Origin of the sequence: Bradyrhizobium sp. F1.13.3 (assembly GCF_040548265.1) — a bacterium.
GTDB lineage: Bacteria > Pseudomonadota > Alphaproteobacteria > Rhizobiales > Xanthobacteraceae > Bradyrhizobium.
Map to the genome: position 1 here is coordinate 22,859 of NZ_JBEPRI010000014.1, position 21,647 is coordinate 44,505.

Here is a 21,647-nt window from a genome sequence, read left to right on the forward strand (position 1 = left end):
GTTGTATTACCGTGCGGCGCGTGCGAGCCGCTCTGCGCAGTGAACTGATCGTCCACTAGACCGGACGCTTCGGTCATGGCGGAGCTTTCTTTGATATCCATGCTGATCCTCCAGTGCGGTTTTCCAGTCAGCGATCAACGTCGCCGAAGACAATGTCGAGCGACCCAAGAATCGCGGAGACGTCCGCGAGCAAATGCCCCCTGCAGAGAAAGTCCATCGCTTGCTAATGGGCGAACCCCGGCGACCTGATCTTGCACTTGTAGGGACGGTTCGTGCCGTCCGCGATGAGGAACACACCGAACTCGCCCTTCGGAGCCTCGACAGCGACATAGTCGAGCCGGTCGAAATAGGGGATCGCCTGAAGATAGGTCTTGGCCTCGATCAGCTTTTCGGTGCCCCGATGCAAAAGACCAACGTGCGGATCGACGCGTGCGACGATTTCGGCGTCCAGTTCGAGCACGAGCCTCAGCACGCCATGGGCGGCGGGATGCTGGGGACCGAAGTTGATGGTGAAGTTTCTCAAGTTGGGAGACTGGTCAAGCATATCGCTTCCGATCGAGGACATCGGTCACCTTAATCGCGATCGACGTCGAACGGCTTCACACAGGTTAACGATCGCGTCGAACTGGAGAAAAGGAGCCGTGAGCGTTGCCCTTTGGAACCCCGCTTCACGAGAGACGTTCAATGTTGAAATTGGAGATTTTCCATGAAGCATCGATTGCTCCTGGCTGCCGCGTCTCTCGCGCTCGTGACGGGCTTCGGCTCCTCGACGGCCGCCATCGCACAAGACCGCTACTGCCTTCAGGGCCGCGTCTGGGGTTATCCGGGCAACTGCCAGTTCGCCAGTTACGCTCAGTGCATGGCGACTGCATCGGGAACGAACGCCTATTGCGGCGTCAATCCGCGCTATGCCTATGCCCGGCGCTATAGAGGATATCGGTGACCAGTCCCGCTTGCGGACTGGCAATCGACCCCCGTTCTGACCGATCCCGCCGCTGAGCCGAGCGCCCCATGGCATCAGAGCAAACGCTCACGGCCGTCGTGTTCGCCGGCGGTCTCGGTCTTGGCGCGTATCATGGCGGCGCGTTCGAGGCCCTCACTTCTTACGGTCGATACGTTCGCGGATGTCCAGCAAAAAGCGGGTAACACCATCATCCGGGCTGACGCCGTCAGGCGGCGCGACAGTGATGATGCCCCAGTTCGCCAATACCGCCTCCTGCACTGGATTGCGCTGGGTGACGAAAACGAAGGACCTCGGTCGGTCCTGGCGGTGTCCCGACTCGTCCCAACTCTGCCAAATACGGTGCAGCAGGAGCCGAATGTTGGGATCTGACATGCTGTATCCGATGAAAAGCAACGTGCTTCCCAAAGCATCGGCCCGAAACCGGATGTCGAGCGGCGAATCGAACGCGAGCCGGTTGAGGAAGTCGGTCTCGGTCAGGACGAGCGAGGCATCGTCGTCGAAGTCGCCATGGAATTTGATGATGTGCGTGACGCCGGAACGGGCGCCTGCAATGTCCTTTGCGTTGCTGATCTTGGCGTAGGGCTTTTTCAGGACCTCGAAGGCTGTCTCGAGGTTACGGTCGTAGTTCGTGGTGTAAATGGTCGGAAAATCGAGCTCCACGATCAGCTTGTGGAGGCGCGAGGCCGCGATCCTGTCCGGGTCGACGCGCCAGTTGCGATCGAGCCAGCTGCGGAGCGGGCCAATTCCGCCGCGCTTCAGCCGGTAGTACTCCGCCAGCATCTGGTAGCCGCCGTGCATTCCATCGATCACGTCGCGCTCAAGTCCAAGGTCATCCAGCAGATGGTCGATCAGAGATTGCCAGGACGGCAGGCCGACAGCCATCGAGACGCCGGCGCCGACGAACAGGATGGCGCAGCGCCGCTTGATCGCAGCGGCCAGGACCTCGTGAGGCGGTCGCTCCTCGAATGCTAGTCCGGTCGGTTGCTGGTTCATCTACCTTGAATAGCTGGACAAGACGCGGGTTCCTGGGCCATCGCCCAGCGGTAGGGAAGCGGTCTTCTCCGTCTGCGCCGCGAACCGGGCGATCAGACGCCGAAGTTGCGCCTTGTGCACCAGACGGCCCGCCGTTTTCGGCGAGACCCAGATTGCTTCGCGCTCACCCTTTTCCGGCCACCAGCGCTCCTGCCCGTGGACTCTCATGGGAAAGACGGCGACGTTCATGGTCCGCTTGCGATCGCCCTTCCGTTTACGATGCTTGAAGGAGCCCAGCGCGCGCTTTGCGGTGACGCCGACGAGACCGGCCTCCTCGTACGCCTCGAGCGCAGCCGTATGATGCGGCTCCGTCTTGCGCATCGGCGATCCCTTCGGGACACTCCATCTGCCCTTGCGCCTGGTCGTAATCAGCATCACGCGCAATTCGGAATTGTTCAGCGTGAACGGCAACGCGGCGAATTGTTTCTTGCCCATCAGGCGCCTCCAGTTTGGTCGATAAGCCAACGCCGCAGCCATCGTTCCTTCTGCGCAGTAGCGTCCGTCCCCGATCAGAACTTCCGTTCGACCATCTTGAGGCGCAATCCGGAAATGGCTTCGCCCGGATTCAAGCCTTTGGGACACGCCTTCGCGCAGTTGAGAATGGTGTGACAGCGATAGATCCTGAAGGGGTCTTCGAGCTTGTCGAGGCGCTCGCCCGTCGCTTCGTCGCGGCTGTCATTGACCCAGCGGGCCGCCTGGATCAGGGCAGCTGGGCCGAGGAAACGCTCCGAATTCCACCAGTAGCTTGGACAAGATGTCGAGCAGCAGGCGCAGAGAATGCACTCGTACAGTCCATCGAGCTTGGCCCGATCCTCATGGCTCTGCCGCCATTCCTTCTGTGGCGTGGGCGACACGGTTTGCAGCCAAGGCTCGATCAATGCGAGCTGGGCGTAGAAATTCGTCAGGTCCGGAACGAGGTCCTTCACCACGGGCTGGTGCGGCAAAGGCAGGACGCGCAGCGGCTCGCCTTGCGGGACGTCCTCGATCATAGACTTGGTGCAGGCGAGCGTGTTCTGGCCGGCGATATTCATTGAGCAGGAGCCGCACACGCCTTCGCGGCAGGACCGCCTGAACGTCAGCGTGGAATCGATGTTGTTCTTGATCCAGATCAGACCATCCAGCACCATGGGCCCGCAATCGCTCATATCGACGAAGTAGGTGTCGAGCCGGGGATTGCGACCGTCGTCGGGATTCCAGCGATAGACCTGGAATTCGCGCAACGATTTGCTGTCCGGCTTGGGCCAGATCCTTCCCTTTTCCACGCGGGAGTGTTTCGGAAGCCTGAACTCGACCATGTTACCTCCGGGCGGACATGAGGCGTTGACAAAGGCCGCGGCGTTCAACTCCACTTGCGCAGCTGAACCGCGCATCAGCCGAGATTGAAGCAACGGAGTTGCAGAAGATCATCCAGCGACACACCAAACAGCACGATGCGAAAGGCTGGTGCTGTCGCGAGCGCCAGCAGCACTATGAAAATGGCATGGACCAGAGCCGGCGGAGTCTCTCTAGCGAGCTTGTAGACTGCTTTCCGCATGTACCCTCCCTTGCTTGCCGGCACGCGTCATGGCGATGCCGACAACCAGCATGGCCGCACCCCATAGCAGGAAGCCGAGATCCCAGAAGATGCGCTGTTCGTCGGGGACTGTCTCATTCACCCGATGCAGCTTGAAGATCCCATGGTCCACCACACCTTCAACCGGATTGAAGATGCCCCATCCGAGCAAGACCGCTCCGAGACACCGGCTGCCCGACAAATGAATGTCGGACCTGCGCGCCCTTTGCCACAGGACATACAGGCCGAGCAGCACAAGCAGATAGGTCGCACTGTGGAAGATACCGTCCCAGGTCGTATTGAGCTTGATGTTGTCGATGGAGTTGAGCGGGTACCAGCCGCTTAACATATGATGCCATTGCAGCAGCTGATGAAACACGATGCCATCGAAAAATCCGCCCAGACCAAGCCCGAGAAGGACACCCGCGGAAATCGGGAAGCTGGATGAATTGTTGTCTTGCATGAATTGACTCGTGCGCCGATCGGCATCTGGATGATGGACAAACCATCCTCAGCGCTGCCGTTCCTATGATCATGACGCACTGCCGGTGCCAATAACCTGCGTTAACCTGCATGATCGTCTCATGACGTCGAAGACGCTTTGCGGAGCATCGCTCGGCTGCTCTGCCAACGATAGGAACGTTCGAAACGGTCCCAGCGTCTTGTGAATTCAACATTGGAGACTTCATCATGCTGAGAAGATCGTTCTTGCTTGCTTTGGGCGGACTCGGACTGTCGACCTACGCTGCGCAATCCAAACCAGCCCCACAGCGGGATTTTCGAACGGCCGACCTGATGGGTGGGGCGTTTGCGATGCAGACGAGTCAGCTCGCCCTGACGCGCACCGGCAATCCCGACATCGTCAACTTCGCGAATGCAGAGATCGCCGAACAGGTCCAGGTCGCGAGCGCGCTCGGAGCAGCGCCGGGATCGGCACCGCTGCGGCCGAATCATGCCGCCCTCTTTCAGCGCCTTCAGGCCACACCATCGGGTCCCTTCGACCGGATGTATGTGCAGGGGCAGATCCGCGGGCACCGTGAATTGCTCGCGCTCAACGCGTCGTATTTGCGATCCGGCGGCAACCCCGGCGAACAGCAGGTCGCACAGATGTCGCTGCCGATCATTCAGCGTCACTTGGCGATCCTGAGCAATCTCAGGGAAGTCGGCTAGAGCTTTACCCCAGCGACAAAGGAGCGGCGGGGCCGTGCGTGACGGCCGCCGTCAAAGTCGTCGATGATTCAAACCGCGAGGAGCCGATATGGCGTATGCCCTGTTCAAGGACGACGAAAAACTCAGCCGGACGTTTTCAACCAAAGAGGAAACGCTGAAAAAGGCCGACGACGCCGGTCTGGTCGAAAGCGGCGGAGGTCAGCCGAGGCTCGAGGACGACCTGCAGATCAAGCCCTGCTCGCCCGACCCCGAAGCTCGAAGCGAAGACGACCTCGATTGGACGCCGGGAAACCCGGCGTCCTGATCATCGATCTAACAGCCTTTGCAGATGCTCTTGATCTTTCGATCGACGTGGGAGTCCTGAGAGTTCTCCGAGCGTATTTCGGCGTCGCCCGGCATCGACGGACCGGGTGTCGCAGTTCCGTCAATCCGCCCGCTGCTGGTGCCTCCTGCGGGATTGCCGGCCCGCCCGACGGTTGTCGATCCTCGCGGACCGCCACCGGTTGATTGGGCCGTTCCAGCGGTGTTCGTGCCGGTAGCCGTCGTGCCGCGCGAAGCCGCGGCCGCGTCGGCTGGATTACCCAGGTTGGGTGATACATCCCCCGTCTGGTTTGTAGCTCCTGCAGAGCCAAGGCCTGCCGACCCAGGGCTTGCCGATCCGGGGCTTGCCGATCCAGGGCTTGCCGACCCAAGGCTCGAGGCACCGCCGGCCGACCCAGGGCTTGAGGCACCGCCGACGCCGCCGCTCGTGCCGCTCGCGCTTGCTCCGCCCGAACCACCACCGCCACCGCCGCCGCCGCCACTCTGCGCCGAGGCGGCCCCTATCGACGCGCTCGCCAGGAAGGCGATCAGTATCAAGCTCGAACTTGTCCTACGCATTGCTCAGCTCCTCTCACGATCATTGTGCGTGTGATGTTGATCGCGCTCACCACCGCCTCCCGAGACGTGTGATTTGCGGTCGTTGGTGGGCGTTCCCGGCGCAGGGCGCTCATGCTCGCGACCACCCTTTTCGGGGTGCTTGCGGTCCTGCCGCGAGGAGCCCGGACCACCGAAGCGTTCAGTGTCTGAGTTCTTGTGTGGCATTCATCGGTCCTGCTGGTAGCCTTGGTTTGTCGTGTTCTGCTTGATGTTGCCGTGACGTCCCTGCGTGTCGAAGTTCTCGCGGCCGGGCACCTTTTCGTCCGTCTCGATCTTTGGATCAGATCCGGGTCCCTTGTCGCTGCGCTGCTCTGGCGGTACGGGGGGCATTTTGGTCATTGCATGCTCCTTGTTTCAGTCTCGCGACCTCATGCGCTGGCAATGAGATGCGGCGTCGGTCGTTCCTGATCGATGCTGATGCATATGCCCGTAGGAACGAACGATTCCCGCGCGGGTTGACCCGCAGTTCATACCGAAGGCTTTTTGTTCATGGTCAAGGATCTATCGCGTGAAGCGGAGAAGGACGGCACCCGGAAGCTGATGATGGTGGGATCGGCGGTGGCAGCCGTCCTGTTTGTAGGTTTCATCGTCTGGTTCGCCGTGCCCCAGATGTTCGGGACAACAGACTATCTGGGCCGCCCCTCTACAGGCGCCGACAAAGGTGCCCCTGCCACAACCGTCGGCACGGGAGTTCCCACGCAACGCGAAGCGGTCAGCAAAGCGGCGAAGGAAAACCCGGCTGGCAATGAAGATACGACCGGCGCCCGTGCGCGGGACGTCAAACAGACCGCCCAGCCGGCTGGCCTCAACGATCAGCAGCGCGAACAGCTCCGCGCCATCGTCTCGTCGGCGCACGGCCCCACGATGGATCGTCCAAATTTCGAGATGATGATCGGTACTTCGGTGCCGCGCCAGACCGAGGTGGCCGACTTGCCGCCCGAAGTCACCCAAGTGCTGAACGGGTTCTGGGGCGATCAATACCTGATCGCTGGGAAGGATCTCGTCATTGTCGATCAGCATTCGCGCCGCGTCGCGGCAATCATCGCTGGCGTACGCTGATCGCGTGCCGCCGCATCGACAGAACCATAAAGAGGATAACTTATGCCGAGAGCGAAAGCGCCTGAAAACGACCCGAGAGAAACACCGGTCGACGATCCGCGACAGCAGACCGATTTGCCGACCCACCGGCAGACGGACCAGCCTTGGCAGGGGAATCCCGAGAAGGAGCAGATCGACCCAAAGCGTCCCCCGATTGATCTGGAGCGGTGGCAAAAATCGAATACCCACTAGCTGGCACGCACGTACTTCGTTCACCCGTCGAGCTCATGGATGGTGGGGCGCAGGTCGCCGCCCTCATCCGGTTCGAGCGTCGCCAGCGTGATCGGCAGCTTGAAGCGCCTTGGACCGGCGCTCCCGGGATTCAGGAAAAGCACTCTGTCTCTCGTGTTGACCTGCACCCGATGCGAATGTCCTGATATCACCACGTTCACACCGTGCGCTGCGGGGTCGATGGCGAGCGTCTTGAGATCGTGCAGGAGGTAGAAGCAACGAGCGCCGAGGTGCACCGTTTCGGTTTCGGGATAGCGCATCGCCCAACTGCCGACGTCGACGTTTCCCCTGATGGCGGTGACCGGCGCTATTCGGCAAAGCCTCTCCAGAACCTCCGGCGCGCCGATATCACCGGCGTGGATGATATGCGACACTCCCGCAAGACAGCGTTCGGCCTCCGGCCTGAGAAGGCCGTGCGTGTCGGAGATCACTCCGATCCTCAATGCCATGTCAGACCAGGGCTTCAGTGCAGGACATCAAGGGGTACCTTCCCGATCTCCTCACCCTCATGGTTCGTGACCAGGATCGAAAAGTGACGGTTCCTGAGTTCGGGACGCTCCGCAAGAAGTCTCCTCGCGATCTCCTCGGCAACATCCAGCGCCATGATGTCGTCAGGCAATTCAGCACCCCCCTCGTCTGCAACGGTCTTGGAGTCGATCAGATCGAAATGATAGCGCGGCACGTGAACCCTCAAATTCGTCGCAGGAACGCGCGATCTCAAGCCTTCGTTCCGGCGCTCGCACGTCAACTCCGGGCATGTCCGCAGGAACCCTCAGGGTCATCGCGGCATTGCTGCGTTTTTGGAGCCGACACATGCTCAGAGAGTTGCGCGTGCTTGCCCAGCCGGGCGCGATCATCGCCAGCCTTGCCGTCCTGTTGCTGATGGCCGCTGGTGACGCGGCGATCGTGATCGCCGTGAAGGGCTGGCCATTCTAGCCCGATGATCGATGTCGGACATATCCCTGTTGGGCCGATCGCCCCGATTGGCGCATAGGAACCTTTGTAGGCCTGACCGGTTCCGCCTGTGAAGCGGAGTGCGACAAAACGTCAATGCGGGTCTGGGTGCGAAGGGTTCTGGTGTTGTGCATGACCTGGCCGCTTGCTGCGTGCGCGGGCCGGCAGTCGGCGCTTGACCCTCAAGGGCCGCAATCCGGTCAGATCTTGCACACGCTGTTCATCTTTCTCGCCGTGGCAGCGATGGTCTGGACCGCTGTCGTGATCGTCCTGGGCATCGGAATGTTGCGGCGGAAGCGTTCGGCCGATCGGCCGCTCGATCTTCACCAGGCGTTTGAGGAACGCTCCGGGCGCGTCATCCTCGCGCTCGGGATTGCAACCACCGTCATCGTGCTCGGCCTCTCCCTTGTCAGCTATGCCGGTCAGCGCACCGTCTTCGTCAAGGACGAGAAAGCCCACACGCTCAAGATCATCGGCCACCAATGGTGGTGGGAGGTCCGCTACGAGGCCGACAGTCCGCACCAGAGTTTCGTGACCGCCAACGAGATCCGGATCCCTACCGGCCAGCCCGTGAAGGTCGAGCTTGAATCCGCCGATGTGATCCACAGCTTCTGGGTGCCCAGCCTGACCGGCAAGATGGACTTGATCCCCGGGCAGAAGAACGAGCTGCAATTCACGGCGAAGAATGCCGGCGTCTATCGCGGACAATGCGCCGAGTTCTGCGGGATCCAGCACGCCCACATGGCGTTCGCGGTGATCGCGATGTCTCCCGACGAGTTCGGCCGCTGGCGTGACCATGAAAACCAGAGCGCGAACAGCCCCGCGGATCAGCTCGGCAAACAGGGCGAGGCTCTGTTCCGGGGACGCGGATGCGCCTTGTGCCACAACATCAGCGGCACGCTGGCCGGCGGGCAGCTCGGCCCGGATCTCACGCATATCGGCAGCCGCACGACCATCGCGGCGGGGACGCTGCCGAATACTCCCGCGACGCTCGGCGCCTGGATCGCCGATCCCCAGCACATCAAGCCCGGCAATCTCATGCCGAAGATGCCGCTGCAATCGGATGAGCTGATCGCGATCATTCATTATCTGGAGCAGCTCAAGTGAGCATCGCCGCTGAACCAAATGATTTGCGGGATGACGTCCTGAACGGCCTGCAGCTTTCGACGCAGCTCGAGCGGGTGTGGCGCACGCCGTCCGGGTGGATGGGCGCGCTGATGGCAGTCGACCACAAGGTGGTCGGCCGCCGTTACATCGTCACGGCGTTCGTATTCCTGCTCCTCGGCGGCATCCTTGCGGTCCTGATGCGCGTTCAGCTTGCCGGGCCGGAGAAGACGTTTCTCTCCGCCGACAAGTACAATCAGGTCTTCACGATGCACGGCTCGACGATGATGTTCCTGTTCGCTGTGCCCGTCATGGAGGCGTTCGCCGTCTATCTGGTGCCCTTGATGGTCGGCACGCGGAACATCGCCTTTCCGCGGCTGAACGCCTTCAGCTATTGGATGTTTCTGTTCGGCGGCTGCTTCCTGTGGATCTCCTTCCTGTTCAATGTCGGCCCCGATGTCGGCTGGTTTTCCTACGTTCCCCTCTCCAGCCTGCAGTTCACACCGACGAAGCGCGCCGACGTCTGGGCGCAGATGATCACCTTTACCGAGGTCGCGGCGCTCGCAGTCGCCGTCGAGATCGTCGTCACCGTGTTCAAGCTCCGCGCGCCCGGCATGACGCTCGACCGCATTCCCCTGTTCGTCTGGGCCATGCTGGTGACGGCCTTCCTGGTGATGTTCGCCATGCCATCGATCATGGTTGCATCGACGTCACTGATCCTGGATCGGCTCGTCAATACCCGCTTCTACGATTCCTCATCGGGTGGACATCCCCTGCTCTGGCAGCACCTGTTCTGGTTCTTCGGCCATCCCGAGGTCTACATCATTTTCATCCCGGGCACGGGGATGGTCTCGGCGATCCTCGCGACGTTCGCGCGGCGGCCGGTGATCGGCTATCCCGTCGTGATCCTCTCCCTGATCGCGACCGGCTTCCTGTCGTTCGGCCTCTGGGTCCACCACATGTTCGTCACGGGCCTGCCCCAACTCGGCGCGGCCCTGTTCACCGCCTCCAGCATGCTGATCGCGGTGCCGAGTGGACTGCAGATCTTCTGCTGGCTGGCAACGCTCTGGGACGGACGTCCGGTCTACCGGACGCCGCTGTTGTTCGTGATCGGCTTCATCGTGATCTTTGTGCTCGGCGGATTGTCCGGCGTCATGGTCGCCTCGGTCCCGATCGATACCCAGGTGCACGACACTTATTTCGTCGTGGCCCACTTCCATTATGTCCTTATCGGCGGCGCTGTTTTCCCGCTGATCGGCGCGGTCTACTACTGGTTTCCCAAGATCGCGGGCCGCATGCTGAGCGAAAGACTTGGGCGCTGGAACTTCTGGCTCGCCTTCATCGGCTTCAACGTCGCGTTCTTTCCCATGCACATCCTCGGGCTGATTGGGATGCCGCGCCGGGTCTACACCTACACGGCCGACATGGATTGGGCGCACCTGAACCTCTTGTCCAGCGGCGGTGCGCTGATTTTCGCGCTCAGCTTCGCGTTGCTTCTGGTCAATGTGATCTACAGCCTGCGCAAGGGCGAGCTCGCAGGCGACAATCCCTGGGATGCCTCGACGCTGGAATGGGCGACCTCGTCGCCACCTCCGCCGCAGAACTTCGACCGCATTCCGGTCGTCAAGCACCGCGATCCGCTGTGGGCCGATAGCGAGAGCCTGCCCGTGGTCGCGGGCCTGAGTGCAGAGCGGCGCGAAGTCCTGCTGACCTCGCTGGCGGAAGCGGAGCCGCAGATCCGCGAGGCATCGCCCGAGCCGAGCATCTGGCCACTGCTCGCGGCGATCGCGACGACGATCTTCTTCATCGGCTCGATCTTCACGCCCTGGGCGGTGCTCTGGGGCACGCCGCCGATGGCCGTGACTTTGATCGGCTGGTTCTGGCCGACCGGCAGCAAGGAGGACGAGGAGTGAGACAGGCTATCGTCCGCGACGTCTCGGACCTGCCGACTTACGGCTACGGCCCGCGCAGTGGCCCCTGGTGGGGCGCCATGGGTTTCATGGCCCTCGAAGGCATGGGCTTTGCCGTTGCCATCGGCGCCTACCTTTATCTCTACGCAGTCAACCCGAGCTGGCCGATCGGAGCCTCCCCGCCGGATCTCTGGCCGGGGACGGTCGAGACGGTGATCTATGTGTTGAGCATCATTCCCAACGAGTTCACGAACCGCGCCGCACACCGGCAGGATCTCGCGAAGGTGCGGATCGGCCTGATCGTGATGGCCCTGATCGGCATCGCTCTGCTGGTGCTGCGCGGCTTCGAATTCGCGCATCTCAACACCCGATGGGACAATTCAGCCTACGGCTCGATCGTATGGCTCATTCTGGGGCTGCACACGACTCACCTTGCCACCGATCTCGGCGACACCGTCGTGCTGGCGGTGTTGATGTTCACGCGCCATGCGAAACCGCGCCGGTTCAGCGATGTGACCGACAACGTGTTCTACTGGAACTTCGTCGTGCTCGCCTGGCTGCCGCTCTACGTCTTGCTCGATTGGGTGCCACGCCTATGACCGCAGCCGATCGACATTCCAGACTGCTTTACTGGGCCGGCGTTGCGCTCGGACCCATCGCTTGGGGTATCAATTTGCAGGGCGTCTACGTGCTCGCGCACTTCTCCTGCGAACAGACCAGGATCAGTGGCGCGATCATGAGTGCGGTTCTAGCTATCGTCGCTCTCGCAGGCACTGTCATTTCAGCCCGCGCCGTTCAACGCGGCGCTGGGGCTGAATGGACGGATGCGCAAGGCGGCGGGCCACGAACGTTCATGGCCTGGCTCGGCGTCGGCTCCGGCGTGCTGTTTGCGTTGGTGATTGCGAACCAGTTCGCCGCCTCGCTCATGATCAGCCCATGCCTGCGCTGAGCTTCGCAGCACTGCTGCTCGCGCTGCTCGCGGCACCGGCCGCCGCGCACGGACTATCGGAGGTCGATCCCGGCTCGCTGTGGAGCTACGATCCCTGGCTCATGGCCCCGCTGTATGCCGTCGCTATCGCCTTCTATGTCGGAACGCAGCGGCTCTGGCACCATGCGGGCGGCGGCCGTGGCGTCAGCTTCCGCCAGGTGGCGGCATTCTGGACCGGATGGCTGGTGGCCGCGCTCGCGGTGACCTCGCCACTGCACTGGCTCGGCGAGCGTCTGTTCACCGCGCACATGGTCGAGCACGAACTGCTCATGGTGGTCGCGGCACCGCTGATGGCGTTCGCCCGGATCAATGGGCCGATGCTGTGGAGCCTGCCGGCCCGGCTTCGCCCGGCGGCGGGTCGCATGCTCAATCTGCCGATATTGGCGTGGCCGTGGCGTTTTGTAAGCCACCCCATGAGCGCGACCATCCTGCACGGTGCGGCGCTCTGGATCTGGCATGCACCGCCGCTATATGCATGGGCGCTAGAGAATACGGCGATCCATCGTCTCCAGCACATCAGCTTTTTCGCGACCGCGCTGTTGTTCTGGTGGGTGCTGCTTCATGGCCGCGGTCAGGGCCGTAGCACCCGAATTCGTGACGGCATCGCTGTCGCGTGTCTCTTCATCACGATTTTACATTCGGGTGTGCTCGGGGCTCTGCTGACGGTGTCGCCGCGGCTGTGGATCCCGGGCCAGGGCGCCCTCGCTGGCGAATTCGGCCTCTCGGCACTGGAGGATCAGCAGCTCGCCGGCATCCTGATGTGGGTGCCCATGGGAATACTCTATACCGGCGCGGCGTTGTTTTTCGCTCATCGGTGGCTGACTGCGAACGGCGGCCATTCCCACCTGCCGCTCTCTTCAACATCCGGGCTGAGCGATGCTGCATAGGAACCGCAACTTCTGTTCGGACGTTCGCCTGTCGACTGCGACACTCCACGGAGGCCACATGGAAAAACGATCCGTCATGGCGGCAACGGCTATCTTCACCGCGGCATTCTTGATGCCTGCAACCTTGAACGCGCAGGACCCACCCCGGCCAGGGATGTCGTGCCCGGTCGACCATGACAAGCTCGCCGATATCCTCAAGAAGAGTGTCAAGCCGGGCGGCGGCCCGAGCAACGGAGGTCTCGACAACAACGAATGGGCTGCCGTCGTCAATCGACAGGGTGTCGTCTGCGCCGTCGCCTATAGCGGCAGTGAGGCCGATGATCAGTGGCTTGGCAGCCGGGCCATCGCAGCCGAGAAGGCCAATACGGCGAATGCATTCAGCCTGAAGGACAAGGCCATGGCGACGGCCAATCTCTATGCCGGTGCGCAGCCCGGCGGATTCCTGTTCGGCGCGGCGCTCGGCAACCCGCCGTCCCCGGAAGCCTTGTACGCCGGATCTCCGGACAGCTTCGGCACGGCCCAGGATCCGATGGTGGGCAAGCCGATCGGCGGCACCATCGTGTTCGGAGGCGGGCTGGCGCTCTATGACGGCAACGGCGTGGCCGGTGCGCTGGGTGTGAGCGGTGACAGTTCCTGCGCCGATCACAACGTCGCCTGGCGCGTGCGCCACCAGCTCGGGCTCGACCGGGTGCCCGCCGGAGTAAGCCCGAACATGAAGGACGCGATCATCTATGACATCGGACCTGACGGCAAAAGCCCGTCGGGATTCGGTCATCCCAAGTGCAACGGCAAAGAGGATCAGATCGCGGTAGATCTCGGCGCCGGCGTTTCGGGCAATGTCGTGAGATAGTGCTTCGTCGCTCGCCGCATTTTGGAACCAAGGAAAGGCGGAACGTTTGTACGTCCGTAAACCGGCCTGCAACGGCGCACGGCCTCGTCACTGCCGTGGAGATCTTTACATATGTTAGTGCGTAGCTTCACGCAGTTGGTGAGCGTGGTGTGCGCGTCCTGCGCGTTGCTGTCATCCGCCTCGGCACAGACCGATCTGGCCAGCCGCATGAAGGATCCAGGCCAATGGCCGATGGCGGCGCGCGACTACGCCAACACCAGATATAGCGACCTTGATCAGATCAACACGTCCAACGCTTCGCGCCTCCAGCTTGCATGGACGTTCTCGGTGGGCGCCGATCGAGGCCAGGAGGCGGCGCCGCTCGTGGTGGACGGCACCATGTATGTGGTCGGCCCCTATGCAGGACCCTACCCCAATCGTGTATTTGCGCTTGATGCCACGACAGGCGAATTGAAATGGTCCTACGCGCCGAAGCCGGAGCCCGCGGCCGCGGGCGTTGCCTGCTGCGACGTCGTCAATCGCGGACTGGCCTTCGACAATGGCAAGGTTTTCCTCAACACGCTCGATAACCACACCGTCGCGATCGACGCCAAGTCCGGCAAAGAGCTTTGGCACACGAAGCTCGGCGAGATCAACAAGGGCGAAACCATCACGATGGCTCCCATCGTGGTGAAAGGCAAAATTCTCGTCGGCAACAGCGGCGGCGAACTGGGCGTGCGCGGCTGGGTCACCGCACTCGACGAGACCACCGGCGCCATCGCCTGGCGCGCTTATTCAACAGGGCCCGATAAGGACGTGCTGATCGGCGACGATTTCAAGCCGTTCTACGACAATCTCAAAGGCCAGGATCTCGGCGTGAAGAGCTGGCCCGCCGACCGCTGGCAGGTCGGTGGCGGCACGGTTTGGGGCTGGATCTCTTACGATCCCGATCTGAACCTGATCTATTACGGCACGGCCAATCCAAGTCCCTGGAACGCGAACCAGCGCAGCGGTGATAATCTCTGGAGCGCGTCGATCTTCGCGCGAAATCCAGACACAGGCCAGGCGAAATGGGCCTACCAGGTCAACCCGCACGATCTGTTCGATCACGACGAGATCAATGAGAACGTGCTCGTCGACCTCGAACTGAATGGACAGCCGCGCAAGGTGCTGATCCACCCCGGCCGCAACGGCTACATGTACGTGATGGATCGCGCCACCGGTGAAGTGATTTCGGCGGACGCGTATGATTTCGTTAACAGCTACAAGGGCGTCGATCTGAAGACAGGCAAGATCATCCCGAACGAGGAGAAGACTCCGCTTGTCGGCAAGACAGTCGAGAACATCTGCCCGAGCGCGCCCGGCGCCAAGGATTGGCAGCCGAGCGCGTGGTCACCGCGCACAAAACTTCTCTACGTTCCGCATCAGCATCTCTGCATGAGCTTCAAGGCTTCTCAAGTCGGCTACATCGCCGGGACGCCCTATGTCGGCGCAGACGTCGACATGTATGCCGGCCCCGGCGGCTATCGCGGCGAGTTCATGGCGTGGGATCCGATCGCGCGCAAGAAGGTCTGGGAGATTCACGAGAAGCTGCCGGTCTGGAGCGGCGCGCTGGTGACGGCTGGCGACGTCGCGTTCTACGGCACCATGGATAGGCTCTTCAAAGTGGTGGATGCCAAGGATGGACGCGTGCTCTGGCAATTCCGCGCTGGATCCGGGTTCATCGGCCAGCCGATCTCCTATCGCGGCTCCGACGGACAGCAATACATCGCGATCCTGTCGGGCGTCGGCGGCTGGCCGGGGGTGGTCGCCAATGCCGAGGTCGATCCGCGGGTGCGCAACGGCGCCCTTGGCTTTACCGGCGCGACGCAGGATTTGCCGTTCTACACCGCCGGTGGGAGCGAGCTGCTGGTCTTCAAACTCGGCGGCGCAAATGGTGAGGACACCAGCCATGCGCCCTCTAAATAGGCGTCCCCGCATATCGTTTGGCATTCTCTTCGCGCTCGCGACAACGGCAGCGGCAGCGTCGGAGGGTGAGCTTCGCGTCTGTGCCGATCCCAACAATCTGCCGTTCTCGAACAGTGCCGAAGCAGGATTCGAAAACAGGCTCGCGGCCATGGTGGCTGAGCATTTCGGCCAGCAGGTCTCCTACACCTGGTGGGCGCAGCGCCGCGGCTTCATCCGCAACACACTGAAAGCCGGCAGATGCGACGTCGTCATGGGCGTGCCGTCCGGCTATGAACTCGTCGAGACGACCAGGCCCTATTATCGCTCGAGCTACGTGTTCGTCACACGGCAGGACCAGCACCTCGAGCTTTCGTCCCTGCTCGACCCGCGCTTGCATCACCTCGTGATCGGCGTGCATCTGATCGGCGATGACGGCAACAATCCGCCGCCCGCGCAGGCGCTCGGCGACCAAGGCATCGTCGACAACCTCCGCGGCTACTCCATCTACGGTGATTATCGCCAACCCGATCCGCCGGCACGCCTGATCGAAGCGGTCGAAAGCGGCAAGATCGATGTCGCCGCAGCATGGGGGCCGCTCGGCGGATATTTCGCCCAGCGCTCTCCCGTCCCCCTGACGGTCACGCCGATCCGGGATTACGAACGCTTTCCATCTCAGCAATTCCGGTTCGCCATCGCGATGGGGGTGCGCAAAGGCGACGACGTTTTGCGCGACCGACTCAATGCATTCATCGACGAGCACGGGACTGAGATCGCGTCACTGCTGCGCAGTTACGGCGTTCCGCTGGTGGACGAACCGACTCCGGTATCGGGAGGACACGAATGATGTCTGCTCCAGTGCTGCGCGCGAGCGCCCTGTCGTTGCTGCTGGCGACCGTGCCGAACGGCGCGGCAATCGCCCAGCAGACCCTGCCGCAGTCGCAGGAGGCGCAGATGCCGACGCTGTCCCCGCGCCCGAATTTCGGTGGCAATGTTGGCAATGGCAGCCCCGGCGTCTTCATGCAGATTCCGGTCAGTCACCTCCATCCCGGCGCGCAGCCGGACCCGCCGCAAATCAAGAATCCAGTGCAAGGCGATCCCAACGCGCAGCAGCGTGGGATGACCTACTATGTCAACTTCAACTGCGTCGGCTGCCACGCGCCCAATGGCGGTGGCGGCATGGGGCCGGCGCTGAGCAACAACATCTTTATTTACGGCTCGCAGCCCGAGAACATCTTTCTGTCGATCTACCAGGGGCGGCCAAACGGAATGCCGGCCTGGGGCGGCGTGCTGCCCGACAGCGTGATCTGGGACCTGGTCACCTATATCGGCAAGATCAGCAACGAGCCGAGCCACCAATGGGGCCGCACCTTTTCGGCCAATCTGCCGTCGCCCGAGGTCGAGCAGGTCCCGAGCGAGCAGGTCTCCACGACCGATCCCTGGTCTGCCACCAAGTCTTTCAATTTCGGCCAGAAGCCCTGATCGGCCGAGCGGAGCAGCAATGGTGAATCCGATCACGAGATTGCTAGTCACCGCGCTGCTGGCTACGACAGGCGCCGCCTGCAACGCTGCGGGCCCGGACAACTTCGTGGGCGACGCGCGTCGTGGCGCCGACCTCGTGAAGCAGTACCAGTGCGGCGGCTGTCACGATATTCCCGGCATTGCCGGTGCAGACGGTAACGTCGGCCCCCCCTTGCATCGGATCGGCACGCGGACCTACATCGCCGGCTACATCCACAATTCGCCGGACAACATGGCTGACTGGATCGAGGATCCACAGCGGGCGTTGCCGGGCAATGCCATGCCGCGAATGGGCATCCCGCAGAAGGACGCGCGGGACATCGCGGCGTTTCTCTACACGCTGAAGTGACCATCATGACACCGACACACCGTTCGACGAATTGGTTCCGTGAGGCGCCATTGCTGGCCGTCACCGTCGTGGTCGTCGCTATCATGGGACTGGGCCTCCTCGCCGGCGGCGCCTGGCTCGCGGCCCTCGGTGGCTCCATCTACTATCTGATCGCGGGCATCATGCTTCTGCTCACGAGCTGGCTGCTCGCGCGCCGTCGTGCCGAGGCGCTCTGGATTTATGCGGCGCTGCTGGGCGGGACGATGGCGTGGGCGATCTGGGAAGCCGGATTCGATTTCTGGTCGCTCGCCCCGCGGGGCGACGTATTGGCACCACTCGGCGTCTGGCTGCTGTTGCCCTTCATTGTGCGTCGACTGGCACCGCGCATGCGGACCGCACGTTGGGCGCTCGGCCTCGTGCTGATCGTAGCCGTCGTCGTGCTCGGCGTTTCTCTGGCGAGGGACCGGCATGATATCGCCGGCACGATACCGGAGATCGAAACGACAGGCGCTGTTGCCTGGTCCGAGCCGACCCGGCCTGACGCCGGCGAGAACTGGACAGCCTACGGCGGCAGCGGCTTCGGTACGCGCTTCTCGTCGCTGAGCCAGATCACCAAGGACAACGTCAAGGACCTCAAGCTCGCCTGGGAATTCCGCACCGGCGACCACAAGGGCCCTGATGATCCCGACGAGATCACCAACCAGGCAACGCCGCTCAAGGTGGGTGATCTGCTCTACACTTGCTCGCCGCACCAGATCGTGTTCGCGCTCGAAGCTGCGACCGGAAAACTGCGCTGGAAGTTCGATCCGCAGGTCCAGCACAACAAGGCGTTCCAGCACATGACCTGCCGCGGCGTGTCCTATCACGCGACCAGGCCCGGCGCGGTCACTGCCAACGGCGCGCCGGCCCTGAACGATTGTGCGGGACGCATCTTCGTCTCAACCAACGACGGGCGGATGTTCGCGCTCGATGCCCAGAGCGGTGTGCCTTGCCAGAGTTTTGGCAACCAGGGACAGATCGATCTCAAGCAAGGCAGCGAGATCCAGACACTCGGCTTCTACGAGGGCACTTCGCCGCCCGTGGTCACGGACAAGGTGCTGATCGTCGGCGGAGCGGTGATCGACAACTATTCCGATCGCGTCCCGTCGGGCGTGATCCGCGGCTTCGATATCTATTCGGGACGGTTGATCTGGGCGTTCGATGCCGGCAATTCCGATCCGAACGAAATGCCCTCCGCCTCGCATCATTTCACGGCCGGCTCACCCAATTCGTGGAGCATTTCGGCGGTCGACGAGAAGCTCGGACTCGTCTACGTGCCGCTCGGCTCGAGTTCTCCGGATATCTGGGGCGGCGGCCGTTCGCGCGAAAACGAGCGCTACGATTCGGCATTGATTGCGCTCGATGTCTCGACCGGAAAACTGCGTTGGTCGTTCCAGAACGTACACCACGATCTCTGGGACATGGATATGCCGTCGCAGCCCAGTCTGGTCGATTTGCGCTCCAACGGCGGCGTCACGCCTGCGATCTACATCCCGGCAAAGACCGGCGACATCTTCGTGCTCGACCGCCGCGACGGACGTCAGTTGGTGCCCGCACCGGAGAAGCCGGTGCCTCAGGGCGCCGCGAAGGGAGACCGGCTGTCGCCAACCCAACCTTTTTCGGAATTGAGTTTCCGCCCCTCCGGCATGCTGACGGACGCGCAGATGTGGGGCAGCACGATGTTCGACCAGCTCGCCTGCCGGATCAAGTTCAAGCGCCTGCGCTATGAGGGGCCGTTCACTCCGCCGTCTGAACAAGGCACGCTGGTGTTTCCCGGAGACTTCGGCATGTTCGAATGGGGCGGCATTGCCGTCGATCCGCAGCGCCAGATCGCGATCGCAAACCCTCAATCGATTCCCTTCGTCTCGCGCCTGGTGCCGCGCGGGAAGGACAATCCGGCCGCGCCGAATGCGGCGCATCCGCCGGGAACCGAGCTCGGCGTGCAGCCGATGTACGGCGCGCCCTACGGCGTCGACCTCGGCATTTTTCTCTCGCCGCTCGGCATCCCCTGCCTTGCCCCGCCATGGGGCAATATCGCAGCGATCGATCTCAAAACGCACAAGGTGGTCTGGCAGCATCGCATCGGCACGATCCGCGATCAGGCCCCGCTGCCGCTGCCATTCAAGCTCGGCGTTCCCATGCTGGGCGGTCCGATCGTCACCGCGGGCGGCATTATCTTCATCACGGGAACGATGGACGACTACATCCGCGCGTTTGACGTTCGCGATGGCCGACAGCTTTGGCAGGACCGCCTTCCTGCCGGCGGCCAGTCGACGCCGATGACCTATGAGGCCGGCGGCAAGCAATACGTTGTAACGGTCGACGGCGGCCACGGCTCGTTCGGAACTAAACTCGGCGATTACGTGCGGGCCTACGCGCTGCCGTGATCTGCCTCGGCAGGACTTGCTTGTACTTGCCCACGCCTTGTCCCGGTCTGCCGGCGCGACGCGCAACTGCTGAAGCCAGGAGAGCCACGCCCGCAGCTAGTCCCAGCGCCGCGAGCCCCTGACTGATGACCCCGGCAGGTGGGAGTTGCTTGCGCGACAGCCAACCGCCGTCGATCGACGTGCCCTGCGGACCAGCTTCGATCATGGTGCCCTCGCTGCTCTTTGCGGGGTGCGCGCGCGACAGCAGGTAGCGGAAGGCAGCTCCCACGATGTTCTCGGTGATCTGCGGAGCCATCGCATAGGCAATCTGGCCGGCACGAGCCGGCCAGCCCACGGCGACCTCGTCTCGGGGTGCGCGAACGAGGCTCACGAACGTCTCGGCAACGTCCTCCGACTGATACAGCAGCGGACCGGGATCGAGCGTTCGGCCGGACATATTGGCGCCGTGGACGAAGCCCGGCGTGTCGACCATGGCCGGGAAGACGCCGCAGACATGAATGTTGCGGTGAGCCCTGAGCTCCTGACGCAGGCTCGCGGTGAAGCCGCGTAGGCCGAACTTGCTGGCCGTATAGGCCGCAGCAAAGGGCGTCGGCGCCCAGCCGCCGAGCGAGATGTTGTTGATCAGAATACCGCGGTTCTGGCGCAGGAAGATCGGAAGCACCGCGAAAGCGCCATGCATCGTGCCGAGGAGATTGACCTCGATCGTTCGGCGATGAAGCGCGATATCCGCATCCTGATAGGCCCCGAAAACGCCCGTGCCGGCGTTGTTGATCCAGACGTCGATGCCACCGAACGCGTCGTCGGCCTCCCGGGCCAGTCGCTGCACCGCCTCGGCATCGGTGACATCGGTCGCGATCGCCAACGCGCGGCCTCCGAGCGCCTGGCATTCTGCGGCGAGGCTCGTCAGGACTTCAGCACGGCGTGCCGCCAGGACCACGCTTGCGCCCTTGCCCGCGAAGGCCAGCGCCGCAGCACGCCCGATTCCGCTGGAAGCGCCGGTTATGACGACGCGCGTGCCAGTCATTTGCCGCGGCTCAGATCCGGAGCCGCTCGCCGGAAGCAGCCAGTGCAGGGATCGCCGGAGGCGCTCGACCCCATGCGTTTCGAACCAGTCGCCATGCGCGAAGATCACCCGCTCCGGAGATAGCCGTACGAGCCGCTCCGCTGCGGATCGCGCGGAACGGCCGCCGAGGCGCAGCAGCAGCCGCAGATAGACCGGCGCCGTGCCGTTCGGCTTGGAAATGCCGAGGAGGTTCGCCGCGGCCTCGTTTGGCGCGCTGAGATCATTGGGATCGAGATTTTGCACGAGATCCGTCAGGATCAGTGTCCGGCTGCGCTTGTCGAACAGCTCGATCTCGGAGAACATCGGAGCGTTCACCGAGACGGCTTCGAGGTCGGCCCTCCATTCCTCAGGCGTCGTGTCTCCGAGCTCGCGGTCGATGCGGATGCGTGCTGCTCGAACTTGCCTGCGCGCCGAAAGGCCCCGCGCCGCGAAAATCGTCACCTGTGGCAGCTCCTTCTGCCAGTCGGACAGGAACATCCAGTGCGCGATATTCGGCGCGAGCAAGTACCTTATCGTCCCAAGCCGCTCCAGCTCACCGCGGAGGGCCGGCGAATATCTCACCGGCGAATGCAGCACGAGATCGCCGTTCGACAGCCGAATGACGGTCATGCGCACCGGGAGTTTCAGACCGGCGGCGCTGATCGGGGCGTCGTCCACGACCCAGATATCGTCCGTCGCGCGCGACAGACGGGCGGTCGACAAGGTGGCGTCGGAACTTTGCATGAGCG

Annotated in this window: 25 protein-coding genes and 1 pseudogene; 16 read left to right on the forward strand and 10 right to left on the reverse strand. The window is 62.8% G+C overall.

Annotated features, from left to right (window positions below; genetic code table 11):
- Positions 1 to 127 precede the first annotated feature (127 nt).
- Positions 128 to 544 (reverse strand): annotated as a pseudogene (locus ABIB66_RS30790) (NADH-quinone oxidoreductase subunit D-related protein).
- Between the two features lie 162 nt (positions 545 to 706).
- Between ABIB66_RS30790 and ABIB66_RS30795 the strand changes: the two are divergent.
- Positions 707 to 943, forward strand: a complete 237-nt coding sequence (locus tag ABIB66_RS30795; protein ID WP_354059999.1) for a DUF3551 domain-containing protein — start codon at positions 707 to 709, stop codon at positions 941 to 943.
- A gap of 153 nt (positions 944 to 1,096) precedes the next feature.
- Here the strand turns inward: ABIB66_RS30795 and ABIB66_RS30800 are convergent, their stop codons facing one another.
- From ABIB66_RS30800 to ABIB66_RS30820, 5 genes are all read right to left on the reverse strand, one after another.
- Positions 1,097 to 1,957, reverse strand: a complete 861-nt coding sequence (locus ABIB66_RS30800; protein WP_354204886.1) for an SIR2 family NAD-dependent protein deacylase — start codon at positions 1,955 to 1,957, stop codon at positions 1,097 to 1,099.
- On the reverse strand, positions 1,958 to 2,431 hold the full coding sequence (locus ABIB66_RS30805) for an NUDIX hydrolase (RefSeq protein WP_354204884.1): 474 nt from the start codon (positions 2,429 to 2,431) through the stop codon (positions 1,958 to 1,960). It abuts the gene before it with no gap.
- A 74-nt stretch (positions 2,432 to 2,505) separates the two neighbouring features.
- A complete protein-coding gene (locus ABIB66_RS30810) occupies positions 2,506 to 3,291 on the reverse strand; it encodes a succinate dehydrogenase iron-sulfur subunit (protein ID WP_354059995.1) in 786 nt (261 codons plus the stop codon).
- 74 nt (positions 3,292 to 3,365) lie between these two features.
- Complete coding sequence (locus ABIB66_RS30815; protein WP_354256845.1) at positions 3,366 to 3,530, reverse strand: hypothetical protein; 165 nt, start codon at positions 3,528 to 3,530, stop codon at positions 3,366 to 3,368.
- Entirely contained in the window at positions 3,502 to 4,011 is a 510-nt protein-coding gene (locus ABIB66_RS30820) for a DUF2243 domain-containing protein (protein WP_354256848.1), read from the reverse strand. Before ABIB66_RS30820 ends, ABIB66_RS30815 begins: the two co-directional genes overlap by 29 nt.
- Before the next feature lie 227 nt (positions 4,012 to 4,238).
- On the opposite strand from ABIB66_RS30820, the gene ABIB66_RS30825 reads away from it, so the two are divergent.
- Together ABIB66_RS30825 and ABIB66_RS30830 are read left to right on the forward strand one after the other, a co-directional pair.
- Positions 4,239 to 4,718, forward strand: a complete 480-nt coding sequence (locus tag ABIB66_RS30825; protein ID WP_354204881.1) for a DUF4142 domain-containing protein — start codon at positions 4,239 to 4,241, stop codon at positions 4,716 to 4,718.
- Positions 4,719 to 4,806: 88 nt separating this feature from the next.
- Positions 4,807 to 5,022 (forward strand): hypothetical protein, encoded by a 216-nt coding sequence (locus ABIB66_RS30830; protein WP_354204879.1) that lies wholly within the window; start codon positions 4,807 to 4,809, stop codon positions 5,020 to 5,022.
- A 779-nt stretch (positions 5,023 to 5,801) separates the two neighbouring features.
- Here the strand turns inward: ABIB66_RS30830 and ABIB66_RS30840 are convergent.
- On the reverse strand, positions 5,802 to 5,975 hold the full coding sequence (locus ABIB66_RS30840) for a hypothetical protein (protein WP_354059987.1): 174 nt from the start codon (positions 5,973 to 5,975) through the stop codon (positions 5,802 to 5,804).
- Between the two features lie 150 nt (positions 5,976 to 6,125).
- Between ABIB66_RS30840 and ABIB66_RS30845 the strand changes: the two genes are divergently transcribed.
- Positions 6,126 to 6,695: a DUF1236 domain-containing protein gene (locus ABIB66_RS30845; RefSeq protein ID WP_354204875.1), complete on the forward strand. Its 570-nt coding sequence runs from the start codon at positions 6,126 to 6,128 to the stop codon at positions 6,693 to 6,695.
- Positions 6,696 to 6,946: 251 nt separating this feature from the next.
- Here ABIB66_RS30845 and ABIB66_RS30855 read toward each other — a convergent pair whose 3' ends face one another.
- Both ABIB66_RS30855 and ABIB66_RS30860 read right to left on the reverse strand, forming a co-directional pair.
- Positions 6,947 to 7,414, reverse strand: coding sequence for a metallophosphoesterase family protein (locus tag ABIB66_RS30855; RefSeq protein WP_354204873.1), 468 nt, complete (start codon positions 7,412 to 7,414; stop codon positions 6,947 to 6,949).
- Positions 7,415 to 7,428: 14 nt separating this feature from the next.
- Positions 7,429 to 7,647 (reverse strand): DUF6894 family protein, encoded by a 219-nt coding sequence (locus ABIB66_RS30860; RefSeq protein WP_354059982.1) that lies wholly within the window; start codon positions 7,645 to 7,647, stop codon positions 7,429 to 7,431.
- A gap of 131 nt (positions 7,648 to 7,778) precedes the next feature.
- Between ABIB66_RS30860 and ABIB66_RS30865 the strand changes: the two genes are divergently transcribed.
- From ABIB66_RS30865 to ABIB66_RS30920, 12 genes are all read left to right on the forward strand, one after another.
- Positions 7,779 to 7,901 (forward strand): hypothetical protein, encoded by a 123-nt coding sequence (locus tag ABIB66_RS30865; protein WP_275169462.1) that lies wholly within the window; start codon positions 7,779 to 7,781, stop codon positions 7,899 to 7,901.
- 150 nt (positions 7,902 to 8,051) lie between these two features.
- The gene (gene coxB / locus ABIB66_RS30870; protein WP_275169463.1) at positions 8,052 to 9,026 is read left to right on the forward strand and encodes a cytochrome c oxidase subunit II; all 975 of its coding nucleotides are present in this window, start codon (positions 8,052 to 8,054) and stop codon (positions 9,024 to 9,026) included.
- The gene (gene ctaD, locus ABIB66_RS30875) at positions 9,023 to 10,936 is read left to right on the forward strand and encodes a cytochrome c oxidase subunit I (RefSeq protein ID WP_275169464.1); all 1,914 of its coding nucleotides are present in this window, start codon (positions 9,023 to 9,025) and stop codon (positions 10,934 to 10,936) included. The genes coxB and ctaD overlap by 4 nt, the downstream gene beginning before the upstream one ends.
- A complete protein-coding gene (locus tag ABIB66_RS30880) occupies positions 10,933 to 11,532 on the forward strand; it encodes a cytochrome c oxidase subunit 3 (protein WP_354204869.1) in 600 nt (199 codons plus the stop codon). The genes ctaD and ABIB66_RS30880 overlap by 4 nt, the downstream gene beginning before the upstream one ends.
- Positions 11,529 to 11,882: a hypothetical protein gene (locus ABIB66_RS30885; protein ID WP_354059975.1), complete on the forward strand. Its 354-nt coding sequence runs from the start codon at positions 11,529 to 11,531 to the stop codon at positions 11,880 to 11,882. Before ABIB66_RS30880 ends, ABIB66_RS30885 begins: the two co-directional genes overlap by 4 nt.
- Positions 11,870 to 12,808, forward strand: a complete 939-nt coding sequence (locus ABIB66_RS30890; RefSeq protein ID WP_354204867.1) for a cytochrome c oxidase assembly protein — start codon at positions 11,870 to 11,872, stop codon at positions 12,806 to 12,808. Before ABIB66_RS30885 ends, ABIB66_RS30890 begins: the two co-directional genes overlap by 13 nt.
- 58 nt (positions 12,809 to 12,866) lie before the next feature.
- Positions 12,867 to 13,658, forward strand: coding sequence for a GlcG/HbpS family heme-binding protein (locus tag ABIB66_RS30895; RefSeq protein WP_275169468.1), 792 nt, complete (start codon positions 12,867 to 12,869; stop codon positions 13,656 to 13,658).
- Between the two features lie 111 nt (positions 13,659 to 13,769).
- The gene (locus ABIB66_RS30900) at positions 13,770 to 15,605 is read left to right on the forward strand and encodes a methanol/ethanol family PQQ-dependent dehydrogenase (RefSeq protein WP_275169469.1); all 1,836 of its coding nucleotides are present in this window, start codon (positions 13,770 to 13,772) and stop codon (positions 15,603 to 15,605) included.
- Entirely contained in the window at positions 15,589 to 16,428 is an 840-nt protein-coding gene (locus ABIB66_RS30905) for a substrate-binding domain-containing protein (RefSeq protein WP_275169470.1), read from the forward strand. The genes ABIB66_RS30900 and ABIB66_RS30905 overlap by 17 nt, the downstream gene beginning before the upstream one ends.
- Entirely contained in the window at positions 16,428 to 17,063 is a 636-nt protein-coding gene (locus ABIB66_RS30910) for a c-type cytochrome (RefSeq protein WP_354205509.1), read from the forward strand. The genes ABIB66_RS30905 and ABIB66_RS30910 overlap by 1 nt, the downstream gene beginning before the upstream one ends.
- A gap of 19 nt (positions 17,064 to 17,082) precedes the next feature.
- Positions 17,083 to 17,451, forward strand: coding sequence for a c-type cytochrome (locus tag ABIB66_RS30915; RefSeq protein ID WP_354204862.1), 369 nt, complete (start codon positions 17,083 to 17,085; stop codon positions 17,449 to 17,451).
- Positions 17,452 to 17,456: 5 nt separating this feature from the next.
- Positions 17,457 to 19,856, forward strand: a complete 2,400-nt coding sequence (locus tag ABIB66_RS30920) for a glucose/quinate/shikimate family membrane-bound PQQ-dependent dehydrogenase (RefSeq protein ID WP_354256853.1) — start codon at positions 17,457 to 17,459, stop codon at positions 19,854 to 19,856.
- Here the strand turns inward: ABIB66_RS30920 and ABIB66_RS30925 are convergent.
- On the reverse strand, positions 19,816 to 21,642 hold the full coding sequence (locus tag ABIB66_RS30925) for an SDR family oxidoreductase (protein WP_354204858.1): 1,827 nt from the start codon (positions 21,640 to 21,642) through the stop codon (positions 19,816 to 19,818). The genes ABIB66_RS30920 and ABIB66_RS30925 overlap by 41 nt on opposite strands.
- Positions 21,643 to 21,647 lie beyond the last annotated feature (5 nt).

Coding starts and splice junctions, on each gene's coding strand:
- ABIB66_RS30890 (WP_354204867.1), top strand. CDS start 11,870: ATGCCTGCGCTGAGCTTCGCAGCACTGCTGCTCGCGCTGCTCGCGGCA.
- ABIB66_RS30910 (WP_354205509.1), top strand. CDS start 16,428: ATGTCTGCTCCAGTGCTGCGCGCGAGCGCCCTGTCGTTGCTGCTGGCG.
- ABIB66_RS30840 (WP_354059987.1), bottom strand. CDS start 5,975: ATGACCAAAATGCCCCCCGTACCGCCAGAGCAGCGCAGCGACAAGGGA.
- ABIB66_RS30885 (WP_354059975.1), top strand. CDS start 11,529: ATGACCGCAGCCGATCGACATTCCAGACTGCTTTACTGGGCCGGCGTT.
- ABIB66_RS30895 (WP_275169468.1), top strand. CDS start 12,867: ATGGAAAAACGATCCGTCATGGCGGCAACGGCTATCTTCACCGCGGCA.
- coxB (WP_275169463.1), top strand. CDS start 8,052: ATGACCTGGCCGCTTGCTGCGTGCGCGGGCCGGCAGTCGGCGCTTGAC.
- ABIB66_RS30815 (WP_354256845.1), bottom strand. CDS start 3,530: ATGCGGAAAGCAGTCTACAAGCTCGCTAGAGAGACTCCGCCGGCTCTG.
- ABIB66_RS30845 (WP_354204875.1), top strand. CDS start 6,126: ATGGTCAAGGATCTATCGCGTGAAGCGGAGAAGGACGGCACCCGGAAG.
- ABIB66_RS30905 (WP_275169470.1), top strand. CDS start 15,589: ATGCGCCCTCTAAATAGGCGTCCCCGCATATCGTTTGGCATTCTCTTC.
- ABIB66_RS30900 (WP_275169469.1), top strand. CDS start 13,770: ATGTTAGTGCGTAGCTTCACGCAGTTGGTGAGCGTGGTGTGCGCGTCC.
- ABIB66_RS30865 (WP_275169462.1), top strand. CDS start 7,779: ATGCTCAGAGAGTTGCGCGTGCTTGCCCAGCCGGGCGCGATCATCGCC.
- ABIB66_RS30825 (WP_354204881.1), top strand. CDS start 4,239: ATGCTGAGAAGATCGTTCTTGCTTGCTTTGGGCGGACTCGGACTGTCG.
- ABIB66_RS30810 (WP_354059995.1), bottom strand. CDS start 3,291: ATGGTCGAGTTCAGGCTTCCGAAACACTCCCGCGTGGAAAAGGGAAGG.
- ABIB66_RS30830 (WP_354204879.1), top strand. CDS start 4,807: ATGGCGTATGCCCTGTTCAAGGACGACGAAAAACTCAGCCGGACGTTT.
- ABIB66_RS30915 (WP_354204862.1), top strand. CDS start 17,083: ATGGTGAATCCGATCACGAGATTGCTAGTCACCGCGCTGCTGGCTACG.
- ABIB66_RS30925 (WP_354204858.1), bottom strand. CDS start 21,642: ATGCAAAGTTCCGACGCCACCTTGTCGACCGCCCGTCTGTCGCGCGCG.
- ABIB66_RS30820 (WP_354256848.1), bottom strand. CDS start 4,011: ATGCAAGACAACAATTCATCCAGCTTCCCGATTTCCGCGGGTGTCCTT.
- ABIB66_RS30800 (WP_354204886.1), bottom strand. CDS start 1,957: ATGAACCAGCAACCGACCGGACTAGCATTCGAGGAGCGACCGCCTCAC.
- ABIB66_RS30855 (WP_354204873.1), bottom strand. CDS start 7,414: ATGGCATTGAGGATCGGAGTGATCTCCGACACGCACGGCCTTCTCAGG.
- ABIB66_RS30795 (WP_354059999.1), top strand. CDS start 707: ATGAAGCATCGATTGCTCCTGGCTGCCGCGTCTCTCGCGCTCGTGACG.
- ABIB66_RS30805 (WP_354204884.1), bottom strand. CDS start 2,431: ATGGGCAAGAAACAATTCGCCGCGTTGCCGTTCACGCTGAACAATTCC.
- ABIB66_RS30920 (WP_354256853.1), top strand. CDS start 17,457: ATGACACCGACACACCGTTCGACGAATTGGTTCCGTGAGGCGCCATTG.